A 23964-nucleotide genomic window follows, 5' to 3' on the forward strand; every position below is an offset into this window, starting at 1 on the left:
GAAAATAAAAAATGCGACACCAGCAAGGGGCATCGTATATTGCAATTCTGATTGCAATTATTGGTTTGGCTTTTATGGCTAAAATTGCAATCGCGGTTTGGGGACCGTATTTGGACGATCGTTTAATTGATAAACAGATTGAAACGCAATTAAAAGATGGTCCAAAAAATTTAAGTCCAGCTAAATTTGCAGAAGAAGTAGATAAGCGCTTACAGATGAATAATATCCGTGATTTGAAATTCAAGGATGTTGCGCAAGCTACTAATGTTGATGGTCTGCAAGTGAAAAAAGATTATGAAATAAGAAAGCCTTTCTTATTGAATATAGATATTGTGTTGAAGTTCGAGAAAAGTTTTGATCAAAGCTCAGTCCAAGCTAAATGATGCACGTTTAGCCAGCCGTATCGGTTATCAGTTTAAACACCCTGAATTGCTGCAGCTGGCCTTGACCCACCGATCGGTGAGCCATAAAACCAACTATGAGCGCCTGGAATATCTGGGCGATTCATTGTTAGGGATGATTATTGCCAATTATCTCTATCATGCTTATCCGCATGAGAATGAAGGCAGATTGACCCGCATGCGTGCTACGCTGGTGCGTCAGGAAGCCTTAGGTAAAATTGCCAATGACTTAAAATTAAGCCAAAATTTAATTTTAAGCACAGGTGAATTGAAATCTGGCGGTCATCATCGCGAGTCTATACTTGCTGATACCGTAGAGTCGATTATTGGCGCTATATATGTAGATTGTCAGGATTTGAAAATTCTGGAACCTATTGTTCTGAAATGGTATGTGCCATATTTGGATCATATTGAGCCAACTGATCAGCTGAAAGATCCGAAGTCACGATTACAGGAGTATTTGCAAGCGCGTAAAAAACCTTTACCGGCTTACGATGTTGTAGATATTCAAGGCGATGCGCCAAATCAGCATTTCAAGGTGGAATGCATTGTTGATGGCCTGCCTGTAAAATATGGTGAAGGATCAAGCCGCCGTTTTGCTGAACAGGCTGTAGCGGCAGATATTTTAGAAATTTTGGAGAAAAAGTCTTAATGACTACTCATTCCGATCACATCGATGCTGATCACGAGCCGCAAGACAGCGGCAATGATTTAATTAATCAATTCTTCAGTTCACAAGGTACGACTATTCCTTCTGACTATAAGAGCGGTTTTGTTGCTATTGTGGGCCGTCCAAACGTTGGCAAGTCAACGTTAATGAACCATATTTTGGGCCAGAAACTGTCCATTACTTCACGTAAGCCGCAAACCACACGCCATAAAATTGTGGGCATTGATTCGCGTGAAAAATCTCAAGCGGTATTTGTCGATACCCCGGGGATGCATAAAAAAGAAGTGCGCGCCATCAATAAAATGATGAACCGCGCCGCGCATTCAGCGCTGCGTGACGTGAACCTTGTTCTGTTTGTTCTTGATGCAGATAAGTGGACACAAAACGATGAATTGGTTTTGGAAAAACTGAAGAATGCGGAAATGCCGGTTATTCTTGTGATCAATAAAATTGATACGCTTGAAAATAAAAACCATGCGCTGCCATTGATTCAAGAGCGCGCAAAACTCATGAATTTTGCTGAAATTGTACCGGTTTCAGCGCTTCGCGGTGCAAACCTGGATCATTTGCGCAATACGATTGAAAATTACTTGCCTTTCCAGCCGCCGCTATATTCATTGGAACAGTTGACAGACCGTTCAGAGCGTTTCTTGGCGTCTGAAGTGATTCGTGAAAAAATCATGCGCCAATTGGGCGAAGAGCTGCCTTATGATTTAACGGTTCAAATTGAATCGTTTAAAACAGAAGAAGCGACAATTAATGAAAAAACAGGCCGCCCAAAACCGGCATGCACCTATATTGATGCTACAATTTTTGTCGACCGTCCCGGTCAAAAAGCGATTGTAATTGGTGAAAAGGGCGCGAAACTGAAAAAAATCGGTATGGATGCGCGTGTCGATATGGAAAAGATGTTCGAGCAGAAAATCATGCTGACGCTTTGGGTGAAAGTTAAAGGCGGCTGGTCTGATGACGAGCGTGCATTGAAGAGCTTGGGTTATAGCGATATTTAATTGCTGTAATTAAGGTAGAACGAAGAGGGAATGGTAATGATGAAAGTGTTGGCTATAGCTGTGTGCGTGTTGTTTCTGCAAGGCTGCATTCATAAGATTGTTACCGTTCCTGTTAAAATTGCCTATAAAACAACAAAAGGTGTGGTTAAAGGCACTGCAGCTGTTGTGGGTGCAGTCATTCCTGATGGGGATGATGAAGACGATCATAATAAAAAAGATAAGGATTAATTCATCCGATCATGCGTAATGAAATATTGCATGGTTATCTGATCCATCATAGAAAATATCGGGAACGAAGCCATATCGTGCATCTGTTTACACAGGAGCATGGGCGCGTTGACGGCATTCTTCGGCAAACTCCGCCACCGCAATATCAGCCAATCTGCCTGCAGGCTTCTGGCAAATCAGATTTAAAAAATTTTACTAAACTTGAAATTGTCAATCAGCCGATTTTCTTTTTTGGCGATGCTTTTTTTTCAGGGTTTTATTTAAATGAAGTTCTATTGCGATTATGTCCTTTAGAAGTGGAAATGCCGCAGACTTATCTGCAATATGCTGAAACTTTAGCGCAGCTGCAGCATTTAGCGCAGCAGGAAAATCCCAATTTATTTTTAAAGCAAATTTTACGCAGATTTGAACATGAACTGCTGGAAGAGCTGGGCTATTCCTTAGATTTTTCCAGCGATGCCAATCAGCAGGAAATTACTGCGCTGCAGCAATACATTTTTCAATTGAATGATGGCTTTATGCCTACTGTACAGGTCTCCCGCGCTGCGTTAAGCGGTCAGCAAATCCTATCGATGTGCAGCTATGAAAAAGGTAGGGATTTTAATTCAGAACAGTTACAATTATTGTCCAAGCTTTACCGGCAGATGATCAGTTCATTGCTGGGTGACCGGCCATTGAAAAGCCGTCAGCTATGGATACAGAATTCACAAACATCATAGCAATTTAGGAAAATATTATGGCTGCATCATTAGGTGTAAATATTGACCATGTGGCGACTTTGCGGCAAGCTCGTGGCACCGCTTACCCTGATCCTGTAAAGGCTGCGCAGATTTGCGAAGAGGCAGGTGCAGAAGGCATTACTTTGCATTTGCGTGAAGACCGCCGCCATATTCAGGATGATGATGTGCGCCGCATGCGTCCCGTATTAAAGACGCATATGAATTTAGAGATGGCGGTAACGCCGGAAATGGTGGCTTTCGCCAAAGAAATTCAGCCGCATCATGTGTGTTTTGTTCCGGAAAAACGTCAGGAAGTCACTACTGAAGGCGGCTTAGATGTGCTTGGGCATTTTGAAGACGTTAAAAATGCAACACAGGCATTGGCAGCTATCGGCTGTGAAGTCTCTTTGTTCATTGATGCTGATATTGCGCAGATTGATGCGGCGGTGGCTTGCGGTGCGCCGACGATTGAATTGCATACTGGGGCCTATGCCGATGCAGAAACTCCTGAAGAGCAGCAGTATGAATTAGAACGTATTATTCAGGGTGCTGAATATGCGGCATCAAAAGGCTTAATTGTTAATGCGGGACACGGTTTAAACCTTGAAAATGTCGCCCCAATTGCGCGGATTCCGCAAATTCATGAATTAAACATTGGTCATTCCATTATTGCTGAAGCTGTGTTTGTTGGGCTTGAGCAAGCAGTACAGCAAATGAAAGCGGCAATTCAAGCTGCACGTTAATTTTATTAGTTTAGAAATATGTCAAATATCAATTACGATGAGTTAATGAAGCCAGTGATTGGTTTCTTGGGCTGTGAAACTCCTCAAGCATGGCTGGATGAAGCGGTAGAGAATTTAGACATTCTGATGCAGGATCATGCGAACTGTGAGAAGAAGGCGGCCAGTACCGCCATGAATCTGATGTTCCGCTACAGTTTCTTTTCTGATTTGCAAGTGAAGCTTGCACAGCTGGTGCGTGAAGAAATGCTGCATTATGAGCAAGTGCTTGAGTTTATGGCAAAGCGCGGGCAAGCGTGGACTGCAATCAGTGCAGGCCGATATGCCGGCGGATTGCGTAAAGAAGTACGCACATACGAACCGGAAGCGTTGATTGATATTCTGGTTATCGGCGCTTTTGTTGAGGCGCGCTCCTGTGAGCGTTTTTATGCGCTCGCACCGCGGGTGGACGAGGAGTTAGGCCGTTATTACCGTTACTTGCTGAAGTCGGAATCACGGCACTATGAGGATTATTTGGCTTTGGCGATGAATGTTGCAACTGCATCTAAACTCAAGAATCCTAGCGAAGATATTCAAATGCGCATTGAGCATATCCGTGAAGTAGAAAAAGAGCTGATTTTAACTCCAGATGAGTTATTCCGTTTCCATAGCGGCGTGCCTATTAAAGCAGCCTAAGCGGTTCATAAATGAAATAGACGAAATCCTTCATGCGTGAGGGATTTTTTTATGCTTATTGATTAAATGTAAATAGGAATTATTTACATTTTCTTGCGCTGATCCTACACTAAGGTAACTTTTCAATAGCAGTTCATGATGAGACTTATTCAAGCCCTTGGTTTGGCTGGCGGTGTATTGATGGCGGCAGGAACCGCACAGGCCCATTATCCTTTTGTTGCGCCATTGAGTTATCAAACTTTTAATAATCATACGGCTATTATTTCCGGATTTTATGATAATCCTTTTGTTTCGGAAATCGCGATTAAAAATTTTAAGTTCGATGTGTATTCGCCAGCTGGCGCAAAGCTTGAGTTAACGGAAGCTGATTGGGCGAGAACGCAAACTTTGAGCAGTTATAGTTTGGAAAATAAAACTGATGGAACTTACCGATTTCGCGGTGAAAAGACGGGCAGCATAAGCAGTTTTGCGCAGGTAAATAAAGAGTGGAAAGCTCTAATTGGCGGGCAGTCTGCAGCGGATAAGCCAAACAATCCGAACGTGGTTTACCGTTCGCAATTGGCTAAAAATGCAAAAATTAAAATTGTTCAAACACACGAAATTATTGAAACTTTTATATCGCGCAGAATAATAAGCAATGCAGCTGTTGAACAATTGCATGGCGGGTTTGATGTACAGTTTTTAACGCATCCAAATGCTATTCGAGTAAATCAGCCAATTCAGTTTAAAATTTTGGATGAAGGCCAAGGAGTTGATCATTTGAATGCCGAAATTTTAATGCAAACAACAAATTTTAGCCGCGAAGGCAAAATATTGCAGAGTATTAAAACAGATGCGCAGGGAATGCTAAATTTTGTGTTGCCTGAGAAAGGGCAGTATTTGCTAAACATAGATTATCAGCAGCCATTTGATCATAAAGGCAATGAATTGAAGCGCTACAAATATACATTGAGTTTTAATGTGACTGCAGACTAAGCAGAAATATTGGGGATGCTGCTTTCAGCATTCCCTAGTTTTGTCTATTCATGGCTGCCGGCTGTTTAGTTTGAAAATAAGGCGAAGTTAATAATGAGCGGCATGCCTTTTTATTAGAATGTCTTTATTGATTCCGCCATAATATTGCAAGGAGAAATCTGCCTAAATAGATAAACTGGAAATAACTGTTTGAGAAAATATATAAAACGCGCGCAATCGGCATGATTAAACAGCTGATAATCATGTAATGAATATTCAAAGTCATGGTGTAAAGGCAATAAAAAACAAGTGCTGAAATAGCTAAGAACCGCACACGGATATTTTCAAGACTTCGGTCATGCAGAGTCATGATTGCAGCCAGAATAGGCAATGGATTTGAGCCGTAGAAGTCTTTTGATTTTGCTTTAAGCGGTGGAATATACATTTCTAATTTTCTAGAATTATTATTCAGTTAGTACCTTATAATTATTTTTATGCATAAAAAAGCCCAAGTCATAATGCGTGGGCTTTTAGAATTTGGCTCTCCAACCTGGGCTCGAACCAGGGACCTGCGGATTAACAGTCCGTCGCTCTACCGACTGAGCTATTGGAGAATCTAGTCAAGGATTTTAGGCAGTGAAAGGGGAATGGTCAAGCCTAAAGTCTATAAAATTGTACTGAGTGAATTAAAACTAATCAAAGGGTTAGTTGAATTGATGATGTGGGCTAGGTTTGAGAATTTCTGGTGAAAAAAATCCCCATATCATGTGCATGTATGGGGATTTTTAGAATCTTGGCTCTTCCACCTGGGCTCGAACCAGGGACCTGCGGATTAACAGTCCGTCGCTCTACCGACTGAGCTATGGAAGAATAGATGGCTCTCCAACCTGGGCTCGAACCAGGGACCTGCGGATTAACAGTCCGTCGCTCTACCGACTGAGCTATTGGAGAATCTGATGCGCATTTTAGGGATGAAAACTAAAGCCGTCAACTAAATACTGTAAAGAAATGAATTGTTTGCTTTATAAATATTCGTTTGTATCTGATGAATAAAAAAATCACCCTTAAAGGGTGATTTTTTATGCAAAAAATAAGATTATTTTAAATCTTATTTTTCAACGCCAGCAGCTTGACCTGCATATTTAGCATTTGCGTAATCCCAGTTTACAAGGCTTTCTAAGAAAGTAGAGATGTACTTAGGACGTGCATTGCGGAAATCGATGTAGTAAGCGTGTTCCCAAACGTCAATTGTTAATACTGCAACTTTGCCATGAGCAAGCGGAGTATCAGCATTTGCAGTTTTTAGAATAGACAGGTTGCCGTTTACTTCGTCAGCAACTAACCATGCCCAGCCTGAACCGAATTGAGTTGTTGCCGCAGCAGCAAACTCTTCAGCGAATTTTTCGTAAGAACCGAAAGCTTCGTCAATTTTAGCAGCCAAAGCGCCAGTCGCTTTACCGCCGCCGTTTTTAGCCATACAGTTCCAGTAGAAAGTGTGGTTCCAAACTTGCGCAGCGTTGTTGAATACGCCTGCTTTAGAAGCATCGCCAGCAACAGCTTTAATGATTTCTTCTAAAGTTTTACCTTCAAGATCTGTGCCTTTGATCAGGTTGTTCAGGTTAACCACATAAGTGTTGTGGTGTTTGTCGTGATGGTATTCTAAAGTTTCTTTGCTGATGTGCGGAGCAAGATCTTCGTAACCATAAGGTAAAGCTGGTAAAGTAATCGTTGTCATGTTTTCAATTCCTTGCATTTTGCTGGGTTTTGACATTAAGTGGCTTTATTGTAATAGATTCTTGGGCAAAATTGCGCATTGCTTATAAATAAGAATACAGAATAAAGCTCGAATTTATACGTATAAAGGAAAATGCCAAAAGCAGGCTTTTACTAAATTAAATCGGATTGTTTAATTCGAAATAACTATACTCAATATTGAACTGTTCTGAAATAGCTTTTGCCAAGCGTTGAACACCATAACGCTCGGTTGCATGGTGGCCGCAGGCATAATAATGAACATTGAGTTCTTTGGCTTCATAGAAGGTGCGTTCGCTGACTTCACCTGAAATATAGGCATCACAGCCTTGCTCAAAGGCTTTGGAAATGTAATCTTGCGCACCACCCGTGCAGAAGCCAATTTTTTGAATGCTGGTTTTGTTTGCAGGCAAGTGAATTGCATGAAAGCCTAGACGCTCAGTAAGCAAAGTTTTAAATGCTTCTGGTGACATCGCTTCTGTTAAATAGCCAATGTTACCAATTGGGTTGCGTTCGCTTGGATCAAGCGCTTCAATATTCTTGAGTTCTAAAATATCGGCAATCGCAGCATTATTGCCAAGAGTCGGATGGCTGTCTAAAGGCAAGTGGTAGCCAACTAAGGAAATATCATGTTTAATCAGGCTCTTAATGCGCTTGCCCCGCATTCCGGTGATTGGATATGCTTCGCCTTTCCAAAAAAAGCCATGATGCACCAGCAGCAGATCTGCATGCTGCGCTATCGTGGCTTCAATTGCATCTTGTGAGGCGGTAACTGCGCACAGAATTTTTTTGACTTCAGTTTTGCCTTCAATTTGCAGGCCATTTGGCGCATAGTCTTTAAATTCATCAGACTTTAAAGTCTGATTGCACCACTGAATAATGTCATTTAATTGAGCCATCTGCCTTCCGCCATTGTCATATCAATTTTTACTATTTAAACATGCATTTAATTGTAACTAAAGCAGCACAAAACTATGTGATTTTTTTGAAGCCAGTTTGAAAATTTACATTACAATATGAGTTAAATAACTGAACCATCAACAATTAAAAATTTTAGAGGATATAACTGTGCGCCGGAGCTTTACTTGGTTACCTTGGGTGCTGCTGATTATCGTAATTTTGGGTTTTTTGGGCTGGCAGCAGCTGCAGAAACCCAAAGCGCCTATGACACCTGATGGGGTGAAATTACCTGCAGAAAAAGTTGAACCTTTAGTTAATACATCCCGTACAGGCGGTGTAGTTTCTTACAATGCAGCAGTTAAAGTCGCAGCGCCTGCTGTGGTCAATATTTTTACAACGCAAAAAGTTAAACAATTAGACCATCCTTTATTAAATGATCCGGCATTCCGTGAATTTTTCGGTAATCAGCTGCCAGATCAGTTGAAGCAGGATCCAAATGAAAACAGCTTGGGGTCAGGCGTCATTGTCAGTCCTGATGGCTATATTCTAACCAATAATCACGTGATTGCTCAGGCAGATCAAATCATTGTCGGTTTGCATGATGGAAGACGCGCATCTGCAAAAGTGGTGGGTACAGACCCAGATACAGATTTAGCTGTGATTAAAATTGAAATGAATCAGCTTCCTGTTCTGCCGTTCAAACTCAGCGGCAATGAGGTGGGAGATGTTGTTTTGGCTATCGGCAACCCATTTGGCGTGGGGCAGACTGTAACGCAGGGGATTATTTCTGCAACAGGCCGTTCTGACTTAGGCATTAACACCTATGAAGACTTTATTCAGACTGATGCTGCAATTAACCCGGGCAATTCAGGCGGCGCTTTAATTGATGTTGCCGGCAATTTAATCGGTGTGAATACAGCAATCTTCTCGCAATCCGGCGGTTCACTGGGCATTGGCTTTGCCATTCCTGCAAAAATTTGCCAGCAAGTGCTGAATGCGATCCTGAAAGATGGCCGGGTCGTCCGCGGCTATTTGGGTATTAGCGTGCAGGCGGTGAATCAGGACAATGTGTTTGAGCCTAAAGAGCAGGGCGTAATTGTGGCTGATGTGCTGCCATTGGGTCCTGCTGGTAAAGCCGGCATCAAACGCGGCGATAAAATTTTGAAGGTCAATAATGAAGCCATCACTTCAGCTTCACACTTGATCAATTACGTCGCTTTACAGCCGCCCAACAGTACTGTTCAGCTTTCTATTGAGCGTAATCAAAAACCTATGACTGTAAATGTGACTATTACCGAGCGGAAAACTCCAGAGCAAAATGCCGAGGCGCAATATATTCCGTTGCCTCGATAGATTTACTCGTATTCAAATCCCTCTTCGTGAGGGATTTTTTATGGGTGTACAAATAATCAGCTGCAAAATTTCAATAGAATTTTGTTCCAGCTGGATTATTTTAATGAATCAGCACTTATAAAATAATGAGTATAACAATGACAAGTTTTATTACGGCAGCCGTAGCTAAAGAGCTGTCCGAAAATGCCAATTTAAATATTGATCTGTATAAAACCCGTTTGGCGCAAATGATTGAAAGCAATGCGCAGCAGGGGAATACGGCGGTATTTACCGTGCTGCCCAAGCATTTGCCTTTGGCGGATATCCGCGGCCTGTCAGCGGAATTGACAGAGCTGGGCTATCAAGTGCGTTTTGAGGTCAATGAATTTTTCTACAGTGTAAATGTCTATTGGATTTGAAGCTTTGACTGTTTAACGCACAGCATTGGATTTTGATGAAAGTATTGGCGAGATACGGCACAGTTTTTGCTGAATGGTAAAATAACTATCAAGCAGCCAGGTCTTTCATGCACTATCGAATTCATCATTGTTCAGCGAACAAACCAGCAGAATACCTTATTCTTTCATCCGGTTTAGGCGGGCATGGCATCTTTTGGCAGCCCCAGCTGGAAGCATTGCAGCGGCATTTTCATGTATTGACGTATGATCAGGAAGGCTGCCATGCCGGGGCTGAAAATTTGCCATCGGATTACAGCATGCGTCATATGGCGCAGCAGGTTCTGAATATTGTAAAGGAGGCTGGAATTCAGCATTTCCGCTTTGTCGGTCATGCTTTGGGCGGTCATATTGGTCTTGAGCTGGCTAGGCTTTTGACAGAAAACCAAGAGGCAATTCAAATGACCAGCCTCAGCTGCATCAATGCTTGGGATCAATTGGATCCGCATACCCGTAAATGCTTTCAGGCGCGCATCAGCTTACTCAAACACAGCGGTTCAGATGCCTATGTGCGCGCGCAAGCGCTGTTTCTTTATCCGCCGCAATGGATTTCAGAGCAAAGTAAAACACTTGAACACGCTGAAAATATGCAGCTGCAGAATTTTCCGCCCGCCCATAATGTATTAATGCGGTTGCAAGCCTTACAGCAATTTACTGTAGATGAACAGCATGCTAGCGCTTTGCTGCAGACACCGGTACAGCTGATTGCAAATCAGGATGACTTTTTGGTGCCAGTCAAGAAATCAGCAGATTTACAGCAAGTATTGGGACAGGGAAAAATGAATATTTTCCCCACAGGCGCGCACGCTTCGACGGTGACCGAAACAGAAAGCATTAATAATGCGCTGCTGGAATTTCTCTTGCATTAGGATTGGTAAATTATTTTTAGAGAAAAGCCCGGTAGAAATATCGGGCTTTTTAACAGGAAGTAAAAAATATTCAATTGGCTACTGATGAGTTTTTTTAATTGCCTAGCCATATCTTAGTTCGTAAATTGCACTCTTTTAAAACAAAACATCCTAAAACCGGGCATTCATTTTTTTGAATATTTTACTAAATAGTAAAATAGTTAAACTTTAAAATATTGATATATAACATTATAAAAATATTGGCACAGCATTTGCTAAATATCAAACATAAGTAATTTTTTAATCTAAGTTTTATTTTTTTACAGATTGGTAAAAATGAGGTGGTTAATATGAAAATCGGTATCTTCTGTCCAATTGGCAATAATGGCTGGTTACTTTCTGAAAATGCACCGCAGTACAAACCAAGTTTTGAGATGAATAAACACATTGTGCAGCGTGCTGAACATTATGGTTTTGACTTTGCGCTTTCCATGATCAAACTGCGCGGTTTTGGCGGTAAAACGGAATTTTGGGATCATAACTTAGAAACGTTCACCTTAATGGCTGGCTTGGCGGCTGTGACCAGCAAGATCCAAATTTATGCGACTGCCGCGACGCTGGTGATGCCTCCTGCGATTGTGGCGCGCATGGCGGCTACGATTGATTCAATCTCAAATGGCCGTTTTGGCTTAAACGTTGTCACTGGCTGGCAGGCGCCTGAATACACGCAAATGGGGATGTGGCCAGGTGATGAATACTTTGGCAAGCGCTATGAATATTTGTCTGAATATGTGCATGTGCTGCGTGATTTGTGGGCTACAGGCAAATCAAATTTTAAAGGCGAGCACTTCCAAATGGAAGATTGCCGAGTCAGTCCAACGCCGCAAGCAGACATGAAAATCATTTGTGCAGGGCAATCAGATTCAGGTTTGGCTTTTTCAGCAAAATATGCGGATTACAACTTTGTCTTTGGCAAAGGCTTGAATACCCCGACGGCATTTGCAGAAATCAATGACCGCTTGAAAGCGCATACAGATGTTACAGGCAGAGATGTGCAAACCTTTGTCCTGTTTATGGTGATTGCTGCTGAAACCGACGAAGCCGCTTTTGCCAAATGGCAAAGCTATAACGATGGCGCGGATATGGAGGCAATCAACTGGCTGAAAAATCAAGGCGGGAAAGATACTTCTTCTGGCAGTGATACCAATATCCGTCAAATGGCCTCAAGCGTTTCACCTGTCAATATCAATATGGGCACCTTGGTGGGTTCATTTGAAAATGTCGCAAAAATGCTGGATGAACTGGACAGCATCGAAGGAACGGGCGGCATTTTATTAACGTTTGATGATTTTATTCAAGGTGTTGAAGATTTCGGTCAAAAAATTCAACCGCTGATGAAAAGCCGCCAAGGTGTTGTCATTGAAGAAGATGAATCTGCAATCACACTTTTGGAGAAATCAGCATGAACCCATTGAATACTGAAACGGTCGTCTGCAGCGGTTTCACCGCCAAAACAGGTACAGGAAAAGTGCTGGCTGCAGCGCCAGAAGCATTAATGCTTGCCCCAGAGCAAACGGCATTAATCGTGATTGATATGCAAAATGCCTATACCTCTATGGGCGGCTATTTGGACTTGGCGGGTTTTGATGTTTCGAAAACTAAACCTGTTGTTGAAAATATTCAAAAAGCAGTCGCTGCTGCTCACGAAGCCGGCATTCAAGTCATCTATTTTAAAAATGGCTGGGATGATCAATACCGTGAAGCAGGGGGGATTGATTCGCCGAATTTTCATAAATCGAATGCGCTGAAAACCATGCGTAAAAATCCTGAACTGCAAGGCACTTTATTGGCGAAAGGGCATTGGGATTTTGAGCTGATTGATGAACTGAAGCCTTTGCCTCAAGACTTGGTGATTGAAAAGCCACGTTACAGCGGTTTCTTTAATACGGCCTTGGACAGCATGCTGCGGTGCCGCGGTATTCGAAATTTAGTTTTTGTCGGCATTGCTACAAACGTGTGCGTTGAATCCACTTTAAGGGATGGCTTCTTTCTCGAATATTTTGGTGTTGCATTGGATGATGCCTGCTATCAAGCCGGCCCAGCCGAAGCGCATGCAGCAAGCCTATTCAATATTAAGACGTTCTTTGGATGGGTGTCAGACACAAAAAATTTCGTTGAAACTTTTCAGCCGCAAGTGCAGCTCGAAAAATCCGCCTAATCCGTATTTAAGATATTCAGCAAATATAGAAAGCATTTGGAGATTGTTATGCCTAAAGAAATTATTGTCCCAGAAGGAACAGGCGCGCCGCTTGCACCATTTGTTCCTGCTACTAAAGCGGACAACATTGTCTACGTATCAGGCACGCTTGCATTTGATGAAAACAATAACGTGGTGCATGTCGGCGATGCAGCCGCACAAGCCCGCCATATTTTAGAAACCATTAAAAAAGTGCTGAAAGCTGCTGGCGGCACCATGGATGACGTGACGTTTAATCATGTATTTGTCAAAGACTGGGCCGATTATGCAGCGATCAATGCGGTCTATGCCGAGTACTTTCCTGAGAACAAGCCGGCCCGCTACTGCGTACAGACAGGTTTGGTGAAGCCAGACGCTCTGGTTGAAATTGCTTCTATCGCGCATGTGTAAATATAGGCTTTAACAATAACAAAGGACTGAAAGGCTGCAGGGCAGATTTCAGTCCGGGAGATTGGCATGAACAGCAAATTAATGACCACTGAAATGATGAACAGTGAAGAACACTTGCACAAGCCCATGACGCATGCCTGCTTTGAGGTTGATCAGCAGCTGTTCCGCCAAGGGATGTCCAATTTGGGTGCAGCGGTGAATGTGATCACCACTCAGGGGGATGCAGGCCAAGCCGGGTTTACCGCTTCTGCTGTGTGCAGTGTAACGGACACGCCGCCAACTTTGCTGGTGTGCTTAAACCGCTCAGCGTCTGTATTTGAAACCTTTAAGGCCAACAAAGTACTGTGTGTAAATACTTTGAATGCACAGCAAAGCCATCTTTCCAATTTATTTGGCGGAAAAACTCCAATGCAGGAACGCTTTTCGCATGGTGTTTGGAATGCTTTAGTGACGCAAGCGCCTGTTTTAGAAGATGCGTTGGTTTCCTTTGACTGCGAAGTGGTGCAAACCATGTCTGTGGGCAGCCATGATGTACTGATTTGCGAGGTGAAAGCCATGCAGCGTCAGGATGGCTTAAACGCTCTGATGTATTTCAACAAAAGCTATTGTGAACCGCAACCTATGAACTGAGATTCAGTCCCATCTGAAGGAGGGGGAACCCTATGAATGCAAAAGAAACGTGGTTTCCAAAATTTAAGCCTTATCAAGGCAATCTCGATACAACACCGGTACAAACGGACGAGTACTTACCTCCTGCAAAAAGCATAGTGCTTGGATTGCAGCATGCATTCGCTATGTTTGGCGCGACAGTGCTTGCACCTTTATTGATGGGATTTGACCCGAACTTAACCATTTTCATTACTGGGATCGGCACCGTCTTATTCTTTTTAATGACCGGCGGCCGCATGCCGAGCTATCTGGGTTCAAGCTTTGCATTTATTGGCGCAGTGGCTGCAGCCACAGGGTACAGCGGGGCGGGGTCAAACCCCAATATCGCATTGGCGCTAGGCGGTACAATTGCCTGCGGCCTGATTTATGCAGGTATCGGGTTAGTGGTGATGAAAACGGGCACAGCCTGGATTGAGAAGCTCATGCCGCCGATTGTCACAGGTGCAATTGTAATGATTATTGGCCTGAACTTAGCGCCAGTCACAATTAAAAGCGTATCTGCCAGTTCATTTGATACATGGATGGCTGTTGTGACCATACTGTGCATTTGCACCGTCGCGGTATTTACTCGAGGGATGGTGCGCCGCTTATTGCTGCTGATCGGCTTAATTACTGCATATTTTGTGTATTTCTTATTGACCAATGTTATGGGGTTGGGCACACCGATTGATTTCAGCGTGATCAGCAATGCCGCTTGGTTTGGCTTGCCAACATTCCATGCGCCTGTGTTTGAAGCGAATGCCATGCTGTTGATTGCCCCCGTTGCGCTGATTTTGGTTGCAGAAAACTTGGGCCACTTTAAAGCCGTGTCTGCCATGACCGGTAAAAATTTAGACCCGTATATGGGCCGCGCCTTTTTGGCGGATGGTCTTTGTACCACCATGTCAGCCTCTGTAGGCGGGACTGGCATGACGACTTATGCGGAAAATATCGGCGTGATGGCGGTGACCAAAGTCTATTCAACCACTATTTTTGTGATTGCCGGCATCTTTGCCATTCTTCTGGGCTTATCGCCAAAGTTCGGCGCGGTGATCAGCACCATTCCAGTTGCACTGTTAGGCGGCGCTTCAATTGTTGTGTTCGGTTTAATTACCATTGCCGGCGCTAAAATCTGGATTGATCATAAAGTCGATTTTACAAAAAACAGCACGCTATTAATTGCTGCAGTCAGCCTGATTATGGGCGCAGGAAACCTGAGCTTGCATATCGGCAGTTTTGATTTGGGCGGGATTGGCACCGCTACGTTGGCCGCGATTTTCCTGAATTTATTTTTAAACCGCGGTGAAGCAAAAGTTGATGCTGTAGAAGATGAATCCGCATCTGCACCTTCTGCCGTACAACACTAGGAGATTATTTTGAATCAACGTGCAGCATTTATTGGACTTGGAGCAATGGGCTGGCATATGGCATCCCATTTGCCGAAAACTGGTTTAGATGTCCTAGTGTGGAACCGAAATTTTGACAAGGCTGCAGCGCATGCGAAGGCTTTTGGAACACAGGCGGTCTCAATTGAAGAAGTGGTACAAGCCGATTTCATTTTTTCTTGCCTGCCAACCAGTGCTGATGTTGAACAGCTGATCGCGGCGCATCCGCCTAAAGCCGGGAGTATTTGGATTGACTGCACCAGCGGTGTGCCTGAATCAGCGCAGCGTCTAAGCCAGCAATTAAATGCTTTGGGCGCAGTTTATCTGGATGCGCCAGTTTCTGGGCAAACGATTGGCGCTGAACGGGGGACATTAACCGTCATGATCGGTGGAGATGCGGAGGCCTTTGCCCGAGCGCAACCGGTTATTGACGCTTTTTCAGGGTTGATTGAACATGTAGGGGAAAGCGGTGCGGGCTTTGCTGTCAAAGCCGTAAATAATACCTTGATGGCTGCGCATTTATGGGCGCTGGCAGAAGGCTTGACTTTATTGAAGTCAAAACATGTAGATTTGAGTTCGGCGCTGAATTGCATTAATCACTCCAGCGGTAAAAGCAGCATGTCGGAAAACATTATGGCGCAGCGGGTGCTGAACCGACGTTTTGACAAAACCTTTGCTTTGGATTTATTGCAAAAAGATATTGGCATTGCAGTCAATTTGATTGCAGAAGAAAATTTACAGCTGCCTGCAATGCATTTGGTGCAGTCGCAATTTAACTTGATTGAGAAACAGCTGGCTCAGCAGCTGGACTTTTCCGCAGCGGTACAAAGTTTGGAACAAATCAACCAAATTGAATTGTCTTAAGATTGTTGCAAGTAAAAAACCGCAAAAATGCGGTTTTTTACTTTATGCGCAGAAAAGCCATTTATTCGGTTTTTTGATAGTCATTGATGACTTCTAAAGCTGCGCGGAAAGCTTCTTGTGTTGCTGGTGCACCGCAGTATGGCAGGCTATGCAGCAGCACTTCCTGAATTTCTTCAACTGTTGCGCCGTTGTTCAGCGCGCCGCGCACATGGCCTTTAAGTTCAGTTGGACTTTTCTGAGCAGTTAGAAATGCAATGGTAATCAATGAGCGGTATTTGCGTGGAAGCACACCTTCACGCTGCCAAGTCGAGCCCCAGGCATGCTCATTGATCCAGTCCTGTAAAGGCTGGGTAAATGGCACGGTATTGTCCTGTGCGCGTTTGACAAAGCTCTCGCCCATAACTTCAGTACGGACTTTTAAGCCATTTTCATAATCTTGCTGTGACATGCGGCATACTCTTTGATGACCTAATTTTAGGTTATAGCCTATACGTCTTGAGTATAGAATCCATTGGCTGATGGTCGTACAAAAGCAAAATCAGCAGCCGAAAATACTGCTGATTTTGCATGTTGAACCGGTTAATAGCGCAGAAATGCTTCTGGCGCATCGTCGGTGTGCTGCTGTTTCTCAGGCTGTGCATCAGCAGGCTTATGCGGATTTGGCACAGGCAGTTCGTGAAGCAGCTGCATATCAAATATGTCGGTCAACATGCTGTCATAGCGCTGTATATTGTATTCAGTCAGCTGCCGCGCTTCGTCTTCACTTATGAAGCTTTGGGCGAGCGCATCTGCAATATGCGCTTCAAAGGTCAGGCCTTTAAACTGGCCTTTAGATTCCGCTTTTTTAAATTTGTCCCACAGCGGTTCAATTTTCAGCAGCTGCAGGAATGCATTTTCCATGCGGCCTGAAACCTCATCCGCTGCTGTGCTGTAATACACATGCTTTTTCAGTTCTTGCCGGAAAGCATTATCCTGCATCATATATTCAGCGGCTTCACGTTTCAGTTTGTCAGAAGGCTGAATGGCTGCCCGCCCAAATGGAAAGCAAATCAGCTTAACAAGGCATGACGCCAGCCGAATTGGAAAGTTTTCAAATAGCCCGTAAAAAGCGTCCTGCACTTTACAGAGTGATTTATCCAAGGCGAGCTGGGCATGCATTTGTTCTGCGGGTGTTCTTTGACCGTGTGCATAATATTTAAGAATGGCCGTGGCAATGAACAAATGTGAGTGAATATCCGCAAGGCGGCCAGACAGCATTTCTTTACGCTTAATATCGCCTGCCAGCAACCCTAGGCACATATCTGCTGTAACAGCAAAGTCAGCACTGAAACGGTTGATTTTTCGATAATAAGGACGGCTGAATTCATCTGCATCTTCTGGGGAATTAGATGAACCTCCCGTAAACGCATAAGCCAAGGCGCGGGCTGTACGGTTAAAGGTGTAGCCTAAATGCTTGAACAGCATGTCATTAAACGATTGAAGCGCTGAATTTTTATCCTCTGCCTGCAGCAATTGCAGTTCTTCAAATAAATAGGGATGGCAGCGCATAGAGCCTTGACCGAAAATCATCAGCGAGCGGCTGAGAATGTTGGCGCCTTCAACAGTAATAGACACTGGAATAGCCTGATAATTCAGCGCTAAGAAATTCCGCGGCCCATGCTGTACAGCGCGGCCGCCGACAATGTCCATGCCATGATTGACCACTTTGCGCATAGTTTCTGTAGCATAGTATTTGGCCATTGCTGTCATGACGGAGGGTTTACCGCCCTGATTCAAACCGCAGGTAACCAAATAGCGAAAAGCTTCAAGCATATAGGCATTGCTGGCGATATCGCTGGATGCTTCCTGTACGCCTTCAAAATTGCCGACAGAGATTTTGAATTGTTGGCGGACTTTGGCAAATGCACCCACATTTAAATACGTCATTTCACCTGCAGCCGTAGAGAGGGCGGGCAGTGAAATACCGCGGCCGACCGCCAGACATTCCATCAGCATGCGCCAGCCTTTGCCTGCATTTTCAATACCGCCAATAATCCAGTCCAGCGGAATAAAGACATTTTGGCCTTCCACTGTACCATTCATGAACGGGGACCCCGGATTGTGCCGAGGGCCAGTCACAACACCGTCATGGCTGGCGGGCAGCAGTGCGCAGGTAATGCCGTATTCGGTTTTATTTTTATCCCCCAGCAGGCCTTCAGGGTCATAGAGTTTAAAAGCCAGACCAATGACCGTAGCAATTGGGGCAAGGGTAATCCAGCGCTTAGAAAAGTTCATATTCAGGCCTAAAACCTGCTGGCCTTCAAATGTGCCATAACAAACCACGCCAGTATCTGGAATAGCGCCTGCATCGGAACCCGCTTCGGGGTTGGTCAGGCCAAAGCACGGTATTTCGGTGCCTTTGGCGAGGCCCGGCAAATAGCGGTCTTTCTGCGCATCTGTACCATAATGTAAAAGCAGCTCTCCGGGTCCTAAAGAGTTAGGCACCATGCAACTGACAGCTGCCGTTAATGATCTGGATGCAATTTTACTCATAACACGGCTTTGCGCAAATGAGCTGAACGCGCGGCCGCCATATTCTTTGGGAATGACAAGGCCCAGAAAACCATTGTCTTTGATGAATTGCCATGCTTCCGGCGGCAAATCTTTATATTTATGATGAATATCCCATTCATTCAGCATGGTGCAGAGCTGTTCTACTTCATTGTCTAAAAAAGCCTGTTCCTCCGTACTGAGCTGCGGATAGGGATAGGCATCAAATTTCTTCCAATCCGGGGCCCCCATAAACAATTCTTTTTCCCACCAGCTGGTGCCTGCGTCCAGCGCTTCACGTTCGGTGCTGCTCATGCTTGGCATGGCATTCGCTAATGCCTTATAAGCAGGTTTTGTTATAATATTCATGCGCAGCGGTTCAATCAGTACAATCAGGCTAAGCAAGCCTATCGGTATTCCTAAAAGAAGTGACCATGGACTGATAAATGCAGCCGCAACAGATGCAATAATCAATGCGATTGCACCGGCCATTCGTGACAATTCAAAGAAAAAGACCGCCCAAAGGGCAAAAATCAATAGAACGGCACTGAGAAGAAATAGCATTATTATTGGCTCCAGTGGCAAGAGCATAGCTGGGCGAGCACCTGATTACTGCAAGATAGCGGTATAAGACATCAAATTTTCAGCTTCATGGTTGGAGGTTTTATATACCGTTAAATTGCATCCGGCGCGCTTCAACTGATGCATGTTATTGTGAAATCGCTCTAACACAATGAAAGAGCAAATAATATGGTTAACTACAGATTGGTTGAAAAATAAACTTAAAGCAATCTTATTCACGCAAAGAAATGTCACATAACGTAATTTGCACTGGGTGAACAGCAGCTCAACTCAGCGTATTTTGATGACCGATTTATTTAGCTGAGAACAGCATGCATGCTTTTTTATTTTGATTCATTTTCTTCATGCTTTGATCGTAATCATGGCTATTGATAATGCTGAAGGAACCGATAAATTATGCACAGCTTATGCATTTCATGATCTGAGGAGCGGGTTGATAGCTGGCTTCATAGATTGAACACTGAGGAGAGGGCGTGCCTTTGCGGCATCAATGCATTTAGAAAGATAAGTTCCTAATCTTTGCTGAAAAGCAGTGTGTTAAAAACTGATGAAGCGCTATGTGAAAAGTAAAAAGCCCTCAACAACTGAGGGCTTTAACTGTCTATTTTAAATTTAATTGGCAGTTATGCTTCAATGGTTTGCACCGCAATTTTTTTAGCTGGATCGGTTTTATGGCGTACAGCAGGTACTGGCTCGCCGTAGTATTGACGGTCTGCAAAGTAGCTTGAACGCACCATTGGCGCCGCCCAAATATTTCTAAAGCCCAGTTTCTGACCGTGTGCAGTGTAACGCTCAAATTCTTCAGGTGTTACAAAGCGGTCAATCGGCGCATGCTCTTTAGATGGCTGAAGATACTGACCAATAGTTACATAGTCAACGTCGTGCGCTTTAAGGTCATCCAGCAAGGCAATGACTTCTTCTTCAGTTTCACCAATACCGACCATCAGGCCGCATTTGGTCGGAACATCTGGACAGTATTCTTTAAACATTTTAAGCAGATTTAAAGAGTGCTGATAGTCAGAACCTGGACGCATCGCTTTATACAGGCGAGGCACAGTTTCAATATTGTGGTTAAACACATCGGGCGGGCATTCCGTCATGATGCGCAATGCAACATCCATGCGGCCGCGGAAGTCAGGCACCAAAATTTCAAGTAAAGTTTTCGGGCTTAAATCACGCGCTTCTTTAATGCAGTCGACAAAATGCTGCGCGCCGCCATCGATTAAGTCGTCACGATCTACTGAAGTAATGACGGCATATTTCAGGCCAAGGTTGGCAATGGTTTCAGCCATATGGCGCGGTTCATCTGCATCCAGCGCATTTGGGCGGCCATGGGCAACGTCACAGAATGGGCAGCGGCGGGTGCAGATATCGCCCATAATCATAAATGTGGCGGTACCGCCGCCAAAACATTCAGGTAAATTTGGGCACGCGGCTTCTTCACAGACCGTATGCAATTTTTGCGCGCGCAAAGTTGTTTTAATCCGCTGCACTTCATCCGGGGCCGCCATTTTTACGCGAATCCAATCTGGCTTGCGAGGGGCTTCAACCGTAGGAATAACTTTTACAGGAATACGGGCAACTTTTTCTGCGCCGCGAAGTTTGACACCCTGTTCTGGTTTACGGTTTTCAGACATATTCAACTTTTCCACTGTTTTGACGGGGAGATATTCTAAAAAATAACAGTTTTATTATAACGGAAATGCAAAATGATGGGGCAAAAATACTATTCATTTACTAAATGTAGTCATCATTTAATATATGTAAGCTAAATACAGCAAAATGCCATTAATTGCGTCATAATATGCGGAAGATAAGTAATAAGTTATTTTGAAGGAGCGTTGAATGCCACGTAAGAAAGAGGTCATTAGTGGGAATTTCGTGAAATACGATGCGGTAGTTCTCGGTTCAGGCCCTGCGGGCGAAGGCGCAGCAATGAAACTTGCTAAATCCGGCAAGCGTGTTGCTATTGTTGATATGCGAGAGCAGCTTGGCGGCAACTGTACTCATGTGGGTACAATTCCAAGTAAAGCATTGCGTCAGACAGTCTCTAGCATTATCCGCTATCAGCGTGACCCAATGTTCCAAAAAGTGGGGGACTGGAAGCAGTTCACCATGAAGCAAGTGCTTCGTAATGCACATAAAGTGATTCAGCTGCAGGTAGATACGCATTCACGGTTTTACGACCGCAACAAGATTGATGTGTTTCATGGCCGCGCGTATGTGCAGGACAAAAATACAATTTTGGTGTTTAGCCCAGACGGTATTACAGAAACCATTGTTTTCCAGCAGCTGGTGATTGCGACTGGTTCACGTCCTTACCGTCCGGATATTTTAGATTTCAATCATCCGCGTGTATTTGATTCGGACAAAATTCTGGATTTAGATTTTTCTATTAAAAAGATCATTATTTATGGCGCAGGCGTAATTGGCTGTGAATATGCCTCTATCTTTATCGGTCTAGACCATAAAGTCGATTTAATTAATACCCAGCACAAACTGCTCAGCTATTTGGATGATGAAATTTCAGATGCGCTGTCTTATCATTTGCGTGAACAAGGGGTGCTGATCCGCCATAATGAACAGATTGATCATTTGGAAACGTTTGATGATCATGTCGTGATGCATTTGCAAAGCGGTAAAAAAATCAAAGCGGATGCTATTTTGTGGTGTAACGGCCGTTCGGGCAACACCGATGGTTTGGGTCTTGAAAATATTGGTCTTAAGCCGAATAGCCGCGGCCAATTGACGGTCAATGAAAAATACGAGACTGAAGTCGAAAACATCTTTGCAGCTGGCGACGTTATTGGCTGGCCGTCATTGGCATCAGCCGCTTATGACCAAGGGCGCTGTGCCGGCGCCAATATGAGCGGTGAAAAAGATGTAGCGCCAGTAACCGATATTCCTACAGGTATTTATACCATTCCGGAAATTTCGTCGATCGGTAAAAATGAGCAGCAATTGACTGAGGAAAAAATTCCTTATGAAGTTGGACAAGCCTCATTCCGCCACTTGGCGCGTGCGCAAATTACCGGTGATACGGTCGGTGAATTGAAAATTCTGTTCCATCGCGACACATTGGAAGTTCTAGGCGTGCATTGCTTCGGCAACAACGCTGCGGAAATTATCCATATTGGTCAAGCGGTAATGAACAGCCCGAACAATACCATTAAGTATTTTGTGGAAACCACGTTCAACTATCCGACGATGGCTGAAGCGTACCGTGTGGCGACGCTGAATGGCATGAACCGTTTGTTCTAAGCATCTAGTAGGCTTAAGCAAAAAACCCGCAAGTGAGAGCTTGCGGGTTTTTTATTAATTGGCTGTCAAATATTTAATTACATTGTTCATGCTGAAAGCTAAGTACAGCCGGTTTAATTTCTTGCGCCATATTCATGCCAAATAGGCCATAGGCTGCAATTGGTGTTACAGCTTCGCTGCTCAAAAACAGCAACCGGGCTGTGAATTTATTTCTTGCACTGTTTTTTATAATACGGCTTTAAAAAGGCCTGCCGCCTGCCAAACTGATGCGCTTCAATAGACGGCGCTGGTCGCTTGGAAAGGGCCGGCGTGAATGCAAAGTCGCTTGATTGTCCCAAAAAACAATATCGCCTTGTTCCCATTGATGTTCGTAGCGGAATTCAGGCTTTAAGATGTGCTCACGCAGTTGGGCAATTAATTCACTGCCAGCTTGGTCATTATAATTCACCAGTTCCACTTCACTATGCGTGTTCAGCCAAAGCGCTTTGCGGCCGCTTTCAGGATGAGTGCGGACCAGTGGATGAGGATAGGCATGTCCAAGAATGGGCTGGTCTTTAAAGCGGTATTTGGGAAATGCACCGTAGCTGCCGTCTTTGGGGGCGCCTTTATTGCTTTGGAAGCGTACAAATGGGTTGTAGGTAATCAGCTGCAGCGTGTCCAAATGCTGTTTGGTTTCATTGTCTAAAGCATCATAGGCTTTAATGGTGTTGTACCAAGAAGTTTGCCCGCCGTCTTTCGGCAGTTCAATAGCGTAGAGTAAAGAGCCAAAAGAAGGCTGAGGTGTCCATTGATGGTCAGCGTGCGGCGAGAGCTCGCCATAGCCTGTATAATCACCTTTGCCGACCGCATTTGAAACAGGAACAACATCCGGCGGTGTACCCGTATCTGACTGAGTGGCCAAGACTGGATTGTCTGAACTTGGACGGAAAATAGAGCCAAAATAGCTGGCAAATGCCAAATATTGAAAATCATCTAAACTTTGCTGCTTGAAAATTAAAATTAAATGTTCAGCCAGCGCTTGTTTTAAACGCAAGACTGTTTCACCCGATTGCGCTTTTTTTGCATCCAAGCCAAAAACTGCAGCCCCAAGCGCTTCACCGCTTAATGGAACAATTTTAATTTCTTCAGGATTCTGAAACTGGTCTTCTTGATGCCAGCGCGGTGCGTCATGTATAGCTTGTGAAAGCTGGGTTAAAACCGTCATCGTTATTTCTCTTTTGTATTTTTCATCAACTGAAATTTAAGAAATAACAGGCCGCAAGAGAAATCATAAGAAGTGCTAAACTTATAAAAAATTGAAGAAAATAAATTAAATGTCTGATTTTTTAACTTTTAGTTAATCTTGAAAATCTCAGCAGAAAAAC

Annotated in this window: 24 protein-coding genes and 3 tRNA genes; 18 read left to right on the forward strand and 9 right to left on the reverse strand. The window is 44.0% G+C overall.

Annotated elements, in window-relative coordinates; all coding sequences use genetic code 11:
* Nucleotides 1-11 precede the first annotated feature (11 nt).
* From AZH43_RS08860 to AZH43_RS08895, 8 genes are all read left to right on the forward strand, one after another.
* On the forward strand, nt 12-383 hold the full coding sequence (locus AZH43_RS08860; RefSeq protein ID WP_067668822.1) for a DUF4845 domain-containing protein: 372 nt from the start codon (nt 12-14) through the stop codon (nt 381-383).
* A complete protein-coding gene (rnc, locus tag AZH43_RS08865) occupies nt 355-1053 on the forward strand; it encodes a ribonuclease III (RefSeq protein ID WP_067668824.1) in 699 nt (232 codons plus the stop codon). Before AZH43_RS08860 ends, rnc begins: the two co-directional genes overlap by 29 nt.
* Entirely contained in the window at nt 1053-2081 is a 1029-nt protein-coding gene (gene era / locus AZH43_RS08870) for a GTPase Era (protein WP_067668826.1), read from the forward strand. The genes rnc and era overlap by 1 nt, the downstream gene beginning before the upstream one ends.
* Nucleotides 2082-2117: 36 nt before the next feature.
* Entirely contained in the window at nt 2118-2309 is a 192-nt protein-coding gene (locus AZH43_RS08875; RefSeq protein ID WP_067669131.1) for an NF038104 family lipoprotein, read from the forward strand.
* Nucleotides 2310-2317: 8 nt separating this feature from the next.
* Entirely contained in the window at nt 2318-3028 is a 711-nt protein-coding gene (gene recO, locus AZH43_RS08880; protein WP_193786451.1) for a DNA repair protein RecO, read from the forward strand.
* Between the two features lie 17 nt (nt 3029-3045).
* Nucleotides 3046-3771, forward strand: coding sequence for a pyridoxine 5'-phosphate synthase (pdxJ, locus tag AZH43_RS08885; RefSeq protein ID WP_067668829.1), 726 nt, complete (start codon nt 3046-3048; stop codon nt 3769-3771).
* A gap of 18 nt (nt 3772-3789) precedes the next feature.
* Nucleotides 3790-4443, forward strand: a complete 654-nt coding sequence (gene miaE / locus AZH43_RS08890) for a tRNA-(ms[2]io[6]A)-hydroxylase (RefSeq protein WP_067668831.1) — start codon at nt 3790-3792, stop codon at nt 4441-4443.
* 138 nt (nt 4444-4581) lie between these two features.
* On the forward strand, nt 4582-5418 hold the full coding sequence (locus AZH43_RS08895) for a DUF4198 domain-containing protein (protein WP_227509799.1): 837 nt from the start codon (nt 4582-4584) through the stop codon (nt 5416-5418).
* A gap of 517 nt (nt 5419-5935) precedes the next feature.
* On the opposite strand, the gene AZH43_RS08905 is transcribed toward AZH43_RS08895, so the two are convergent.
* From AZH43_RS08905 to AZH43_RS08925, 5 genes are all read right to left on the reverse strand, one after another.
* A tRNA-Asn gene (locus AZH43_RS08905) sits at nt 5936-6011 on the reverse strand.
* Nucleotides 6012-6191: 180 nt separating this feature from the next.
* A tRNA-Asn gene (locus AZH43_RS08910) sits at nt 6192-6267 on the reverse strand.
* A 5-nt stretch (nt 6268-6272) separates the two neighbouring features.
* Nucleotides 6273-6348: transfer RNA gene (locus AZH43_RS08915), tRNA-Asn, on the reverse strand.
* Between the two features lie 157 nt (nt 6349-6505).
* Complete coding sequence (locus AZH43_RS08920) at nt 6506-7132, reverse strand: superoxide dismutase (protein WP_067669133.1); 627 nt, start codon at nt 7130-7132, stop codon at nt 6506-6508.
* 157 nt (nt 7133-7289) lie between these two features.
* On the reverse strand, nt 7290-8048 hold the full coding sequence (locus tag AZH43_RS08925; RefSeq protein WP_067668837.1) for a Nif3-like dinuclear metal center hexameric protein: 759 nt from the start codon (nt 8046-8048) through the stop codon (nt 7290-7292).
* Between the two features lie 169 nt (nt 8049-8217).
* Between AZH43_RS08925 and AZH43_RS08930 the strand changes: the two genes are divergently transcribed.
* The 9 genes from AZH43_RS08930 to AZH43_RS08970 all read left to right on the forward strand — a co-directional run bounded on the left by AZH43_RS08930 (nt 8218) and on the right by AZH43_RS08970 (nt 16228).
* Nucleotides 8218-9402, forward strand: a complete 1185-nt coding sequence (locus AZH43_RS08930) for a S1C family serine protease (protein WP_067668839.1) — start codon at nt 8218-8220, stop codon at nt 9400-9402.
* A gap of 137 nt (nt 9403-9539) precedes the next feature.
* A complete protein-coding gene (locus AZH43_RS08935; protein WP_067668841.1) occupies nt 9540-9800 on the forward strand; it encodes a hypothetical protein in 261 nt (86 codons plus the stop codon).
* Between the two features lie 107 nt (nt 9801-9907).
* Nucleotides 9908-10705 carry a pyrimidine utilization protein D gene (rutD, locus tag AZH43_RS08940; RefSeq protein WP_067668843.1) on the forward strand — a complete coding sequence of 266 codons (798 nt, stop codon included), beginning with the start codon at nt 9908-9910 and terminating at the stop codon, nt 10703-10705.
* Nucleotides 10706-11034: 329 nt separating this feature from the next.
* Nucleotides 11035-12150 carry a pyrimidine utilization protein A gene (gene rutA, locus AZH43_RS08945; protein WP_067668845.1) on the forward strand — a complete coding sequence of 372 codons (1116 nt, stop codon included), beginning with the start codon at nt 11035-11037 and terminating at the stop codon, nt 12148-12150.
* Nucleotides 12147-12902: a pyrimidine utilization protein B gene (gene rutB / locus AZH43_RS08950; protein WP_067668847.1), complete on the forward strand. Its 756-nt coding sequence runs from the start codon at nt 12147-12149 to the stop codon at nt 12900-12902. The genes rutA and rutB overlap by 4 nt, the downstream gene beginning before the upstream one ends.
* A 48-nt stretch (nt 12903-12950) precedes the next feature.
* Nucleotides 12951-13331 (forward strand): pyrimidine utilization protein C, encoded by a 381-nt coding sequence (rutC, locus tag AZH43_RS08955; RefSeq protein WP_067668849.1) that lies wholly within the window; start codon nt 12951-12953, stop codon nt 13329-13331.
* A gap of 93 nt (nt 13332-13424) precedes the next feature.
* Nucleotides 13425-13961 (forward strand): NADH-dependent FMN reductase RutF, encoded by a 537-nt coding sequence (rutF, locus tag AZH43_RS08960; protein WP_227509806.1) that lies wholly within the window; start codon nt 13425-13427, stop codon nt 13959-13961.
* Between the two features lie 32 nt (nt 13962-13993).
* A complete protein-coding gene (gene rutG, locus AZH43_RS08965; protein ID WP_067668853.1) occupies nt 13994-15346 on the forward strand; it encodes a pyrimidine utilization transport protein G in 1353 nt (450 codons plus the stop codon).
* A gap of 9 nt (nt 15347-15355) precedes the next feature.
* Nucleotides 15356-16228: an NAD(P)-dependent oxidoreductase gene (locus AZH43_RS08970; protein WP_081406795.1), complete on the forward strand. Its 873-nt coding sequence runs from the start codon at nt 15356-15358 to the stop codon at nt 16226-16228.
* A 61-nt stretch (nt 16229-16289) separates the two neighbouring features.
* On the opposite strand, the gene AZH43_RS08975 is transcribed toward AZH43_RS08970, so the two are convergent.
* From AZH43_RS08975 to lipA, 3 genes are all read right to left on the reverse strand, one after another.
* Complete coding sequence (locus tag AZH43_RS08975; RefSeq protein ID WP_067668855.1) at nt 16290-16676, reverse strand: carboxymuconolactone decarboxylase family protein; 387 nt, start codon at nt 16674-16676, stop codon at nt 16290-16292.
* 131 nt (nt 16677-16807) lie between these two features.
* Nucleotides 16808-19321 carry an acyl-CoA dehydrogenase gene (locus AZH43_RS08980; RefSeq protein ID WP_067668857.1) on the reverse strand — a complete coding sequence of 838 codons (2514 nt, stop codon included), beginning with the start codon at nt 19319-19321 and terminating at the stop codon, nt 16808-16810.
* A 641-nt stretch (nt 19322-19962) separates the two neighbouring features.
* Complete coding sequence (gene lipA / locus AZH43_RS08985; RefSeq protein WP_067668859.1) at nt 19963-20976, reverse strand: lipoyl synthase; 1014 nt, start codon at nt 20974-20976, stop codon at nt 19963-19965.
* A gap of 208 nt (nt 20977-21184) precedes the next feature.
* Here lipA and sthA point away from each other — a divergent pair, with 208 nt between their 5' ends.
* Nucleotides 21185-22600, forward strand: coding sequence for a Si-specific NAD(P)(+) transhydrogenase (gene sthA / locus AZH43_RS08990; protein WP_067668861.1), 1416 nt, complete (start codon nt 21185-21187; stop codon nt 22598-22600).
* Nucleotides 22601-22838: 238 nt separating this feature from the next.
* On the opposite strand, the gene AZH43_RS08995 is transcribed toward sthA, so the two are convergent.
* Nucleotides 22839-23804 carry a TauD/TfdA dioxygenase family protein gene (locus AZH43_RS08995; protein WP_067668863.1) on the reverse strand — a complete coding sequence of 322 codons (966 nt, stop codon included), beginning with the start codon at nt 23802-23804 and terminating at the stop codon, nt 22839-22841.
* Nucleotides 23805-23964 lie beyond the last annotated feature (160 nt).

It is taken from the genome of Acinetobacter pragensis, assembly GCF_001605895.1.
GTDB classification, from domain to species: Bacteria; Pseudomonadota; Gammaproteobacteria; order Pseudomonadales; family Moraxellaceae; genus Acinetobacter; species Acinetobacter pragensis.

Excerpts from the sequence above, each read along its gene's own strand:
- AZH43_RS08895 (WP_227509799.1), top strand. The coding sequence starts at position 4,582 with ATGAGACTTATTCAAGCCCTTGGTTTGGCTGGCGGTGTATTGATGGCG.
- rutF (WP_227509806.1), top strand. The coding sequence starts at position 13,425 with ATGATGAACAGTGAAGAACACTTGCACAAGCCCATGACGCATGCCTGC.
- lipA (WP_067668859.1), bottom strand. The coding sequence starts at position 20,976 with ATGTCTGAAAACCGTAAACCAGAACAGGGTGTCAAACTTCGCGGCGCA.
- era (WP_067668826.1), top strand. The coding sequence starts at position 1,053 with ATGACTACTCATTCCGATCACATCGATGCTGATCACGAGCCGCAAGAC.
- rutA (WP_067668845.1), top strand. The coding sequence starts at position 11,035 with ATGAAAATCGGTATCTTCTGTCCAATTGGCAATAATGGCTGGTTACTT.
- pdxJ (WP_067668829.1), top strand. The coding sequence starts at position 3,046 with ATGGCTGCATCATTAGGTGTAAATATTGACCATGTGGCGACTTTGCGG.
- AZH43_RS08995 (WP_067668863.1), bottom strand. The coding sequence starts at position 23,804 with ATGACGGTTTTAACCCAGCTTTCACAAGCTATACATGACGCACCGCGC.
- AZH43_RS08920 (WP_067669133.1), bottom strand. The coding sequence starts at position 7,132 with ATGACAACGATTACTTTACCAGCTTTACCTTATGGTTACGAAGATCTT.
- AZH43_RS08860 (WP_067668822.1), top strand. The coding sequence starts at position 12 with ATGCGACACCAGCAAGGGGCATCGTATATTGCAATTCTGATTGCAATT.
- AZH43_RS08980 (WP_067668857.1), bottom strand. The coding sequence starts at position 19,321 with ATGCTATTTCTTCTCAGTGCCGTTCTATTGATTTTTGCCCTTTGGGCG.
- miaE (WP_067668831.1), top strand. The coding sequence starts at position 3,790 with ATGTCAAATATCAATTACGATGAGTTAATGAAGCCAGTGATTGGTTTC.
- AZH43_RS08925 (WP_067668837.1), bottom strand. The coding sequence starts at position 8,048 with ATGGCTCAATTAAATGACATTATTCAGTGGTGCAATCAGACTTTAAAG.
- AZH43_RS08975 (WP_067668855.1), bottom strand. The coding sequence starts at position 16,676 with ATGTCACAGCAAGATTATGAAAATGGCTTAAAAGTCCGTACTGAAGTT.
- AZH43_RS08935 (WP_067668841.1), top strand. The coding sequence starts at position 9,540 with ATGACAAGTTTTATTACGGCAGCCGTAGCTAAAGAGCTGTCCGAAAAT.
- rutC (WP_067668849.1), top strand. The coding sequence starts at position 12,951 with ATGCCTAAAGAAATTATTGTCCCAGAAGGAACAGGCGCGCCGCTTGCA.
- sthA (WP_067668861.1), top strand. The coding sequence starts at position 21,185 with ATGCCACGTAAGAAAGAGGTCATTAGTGGGAATTTCGTGAAATACGAT.
- AZH43_RS08875 (WP_067669131.1), top strand. The coding sequence starts at position 2,118 with ATGATGAAAGTGTTGGCTATAGCTGTGTGCGTGTTGTTTCTGCAAGGC.
- rutG (WP_067668853.1), top strand. The coding sequence starts at position 13,994 with ATGAATGCAAAAGAAACGTGGTTTCCAAAATTTAAGCCTTATCAAGGC.
- rutD (WP_067668843.1), top strand. The coding sequence starts at position 9,908 with ATGCACTATCGAATTCATCATTGTTCAGCGAACAAACCAGCAGAATAC.
- rutB (WP_067668847.1), top strand. The coding sequence starts at position 12,147 with ATGAACCCATTGAATACTGAAACGGTCGTCTGCAGCGGTTTCACCGCC.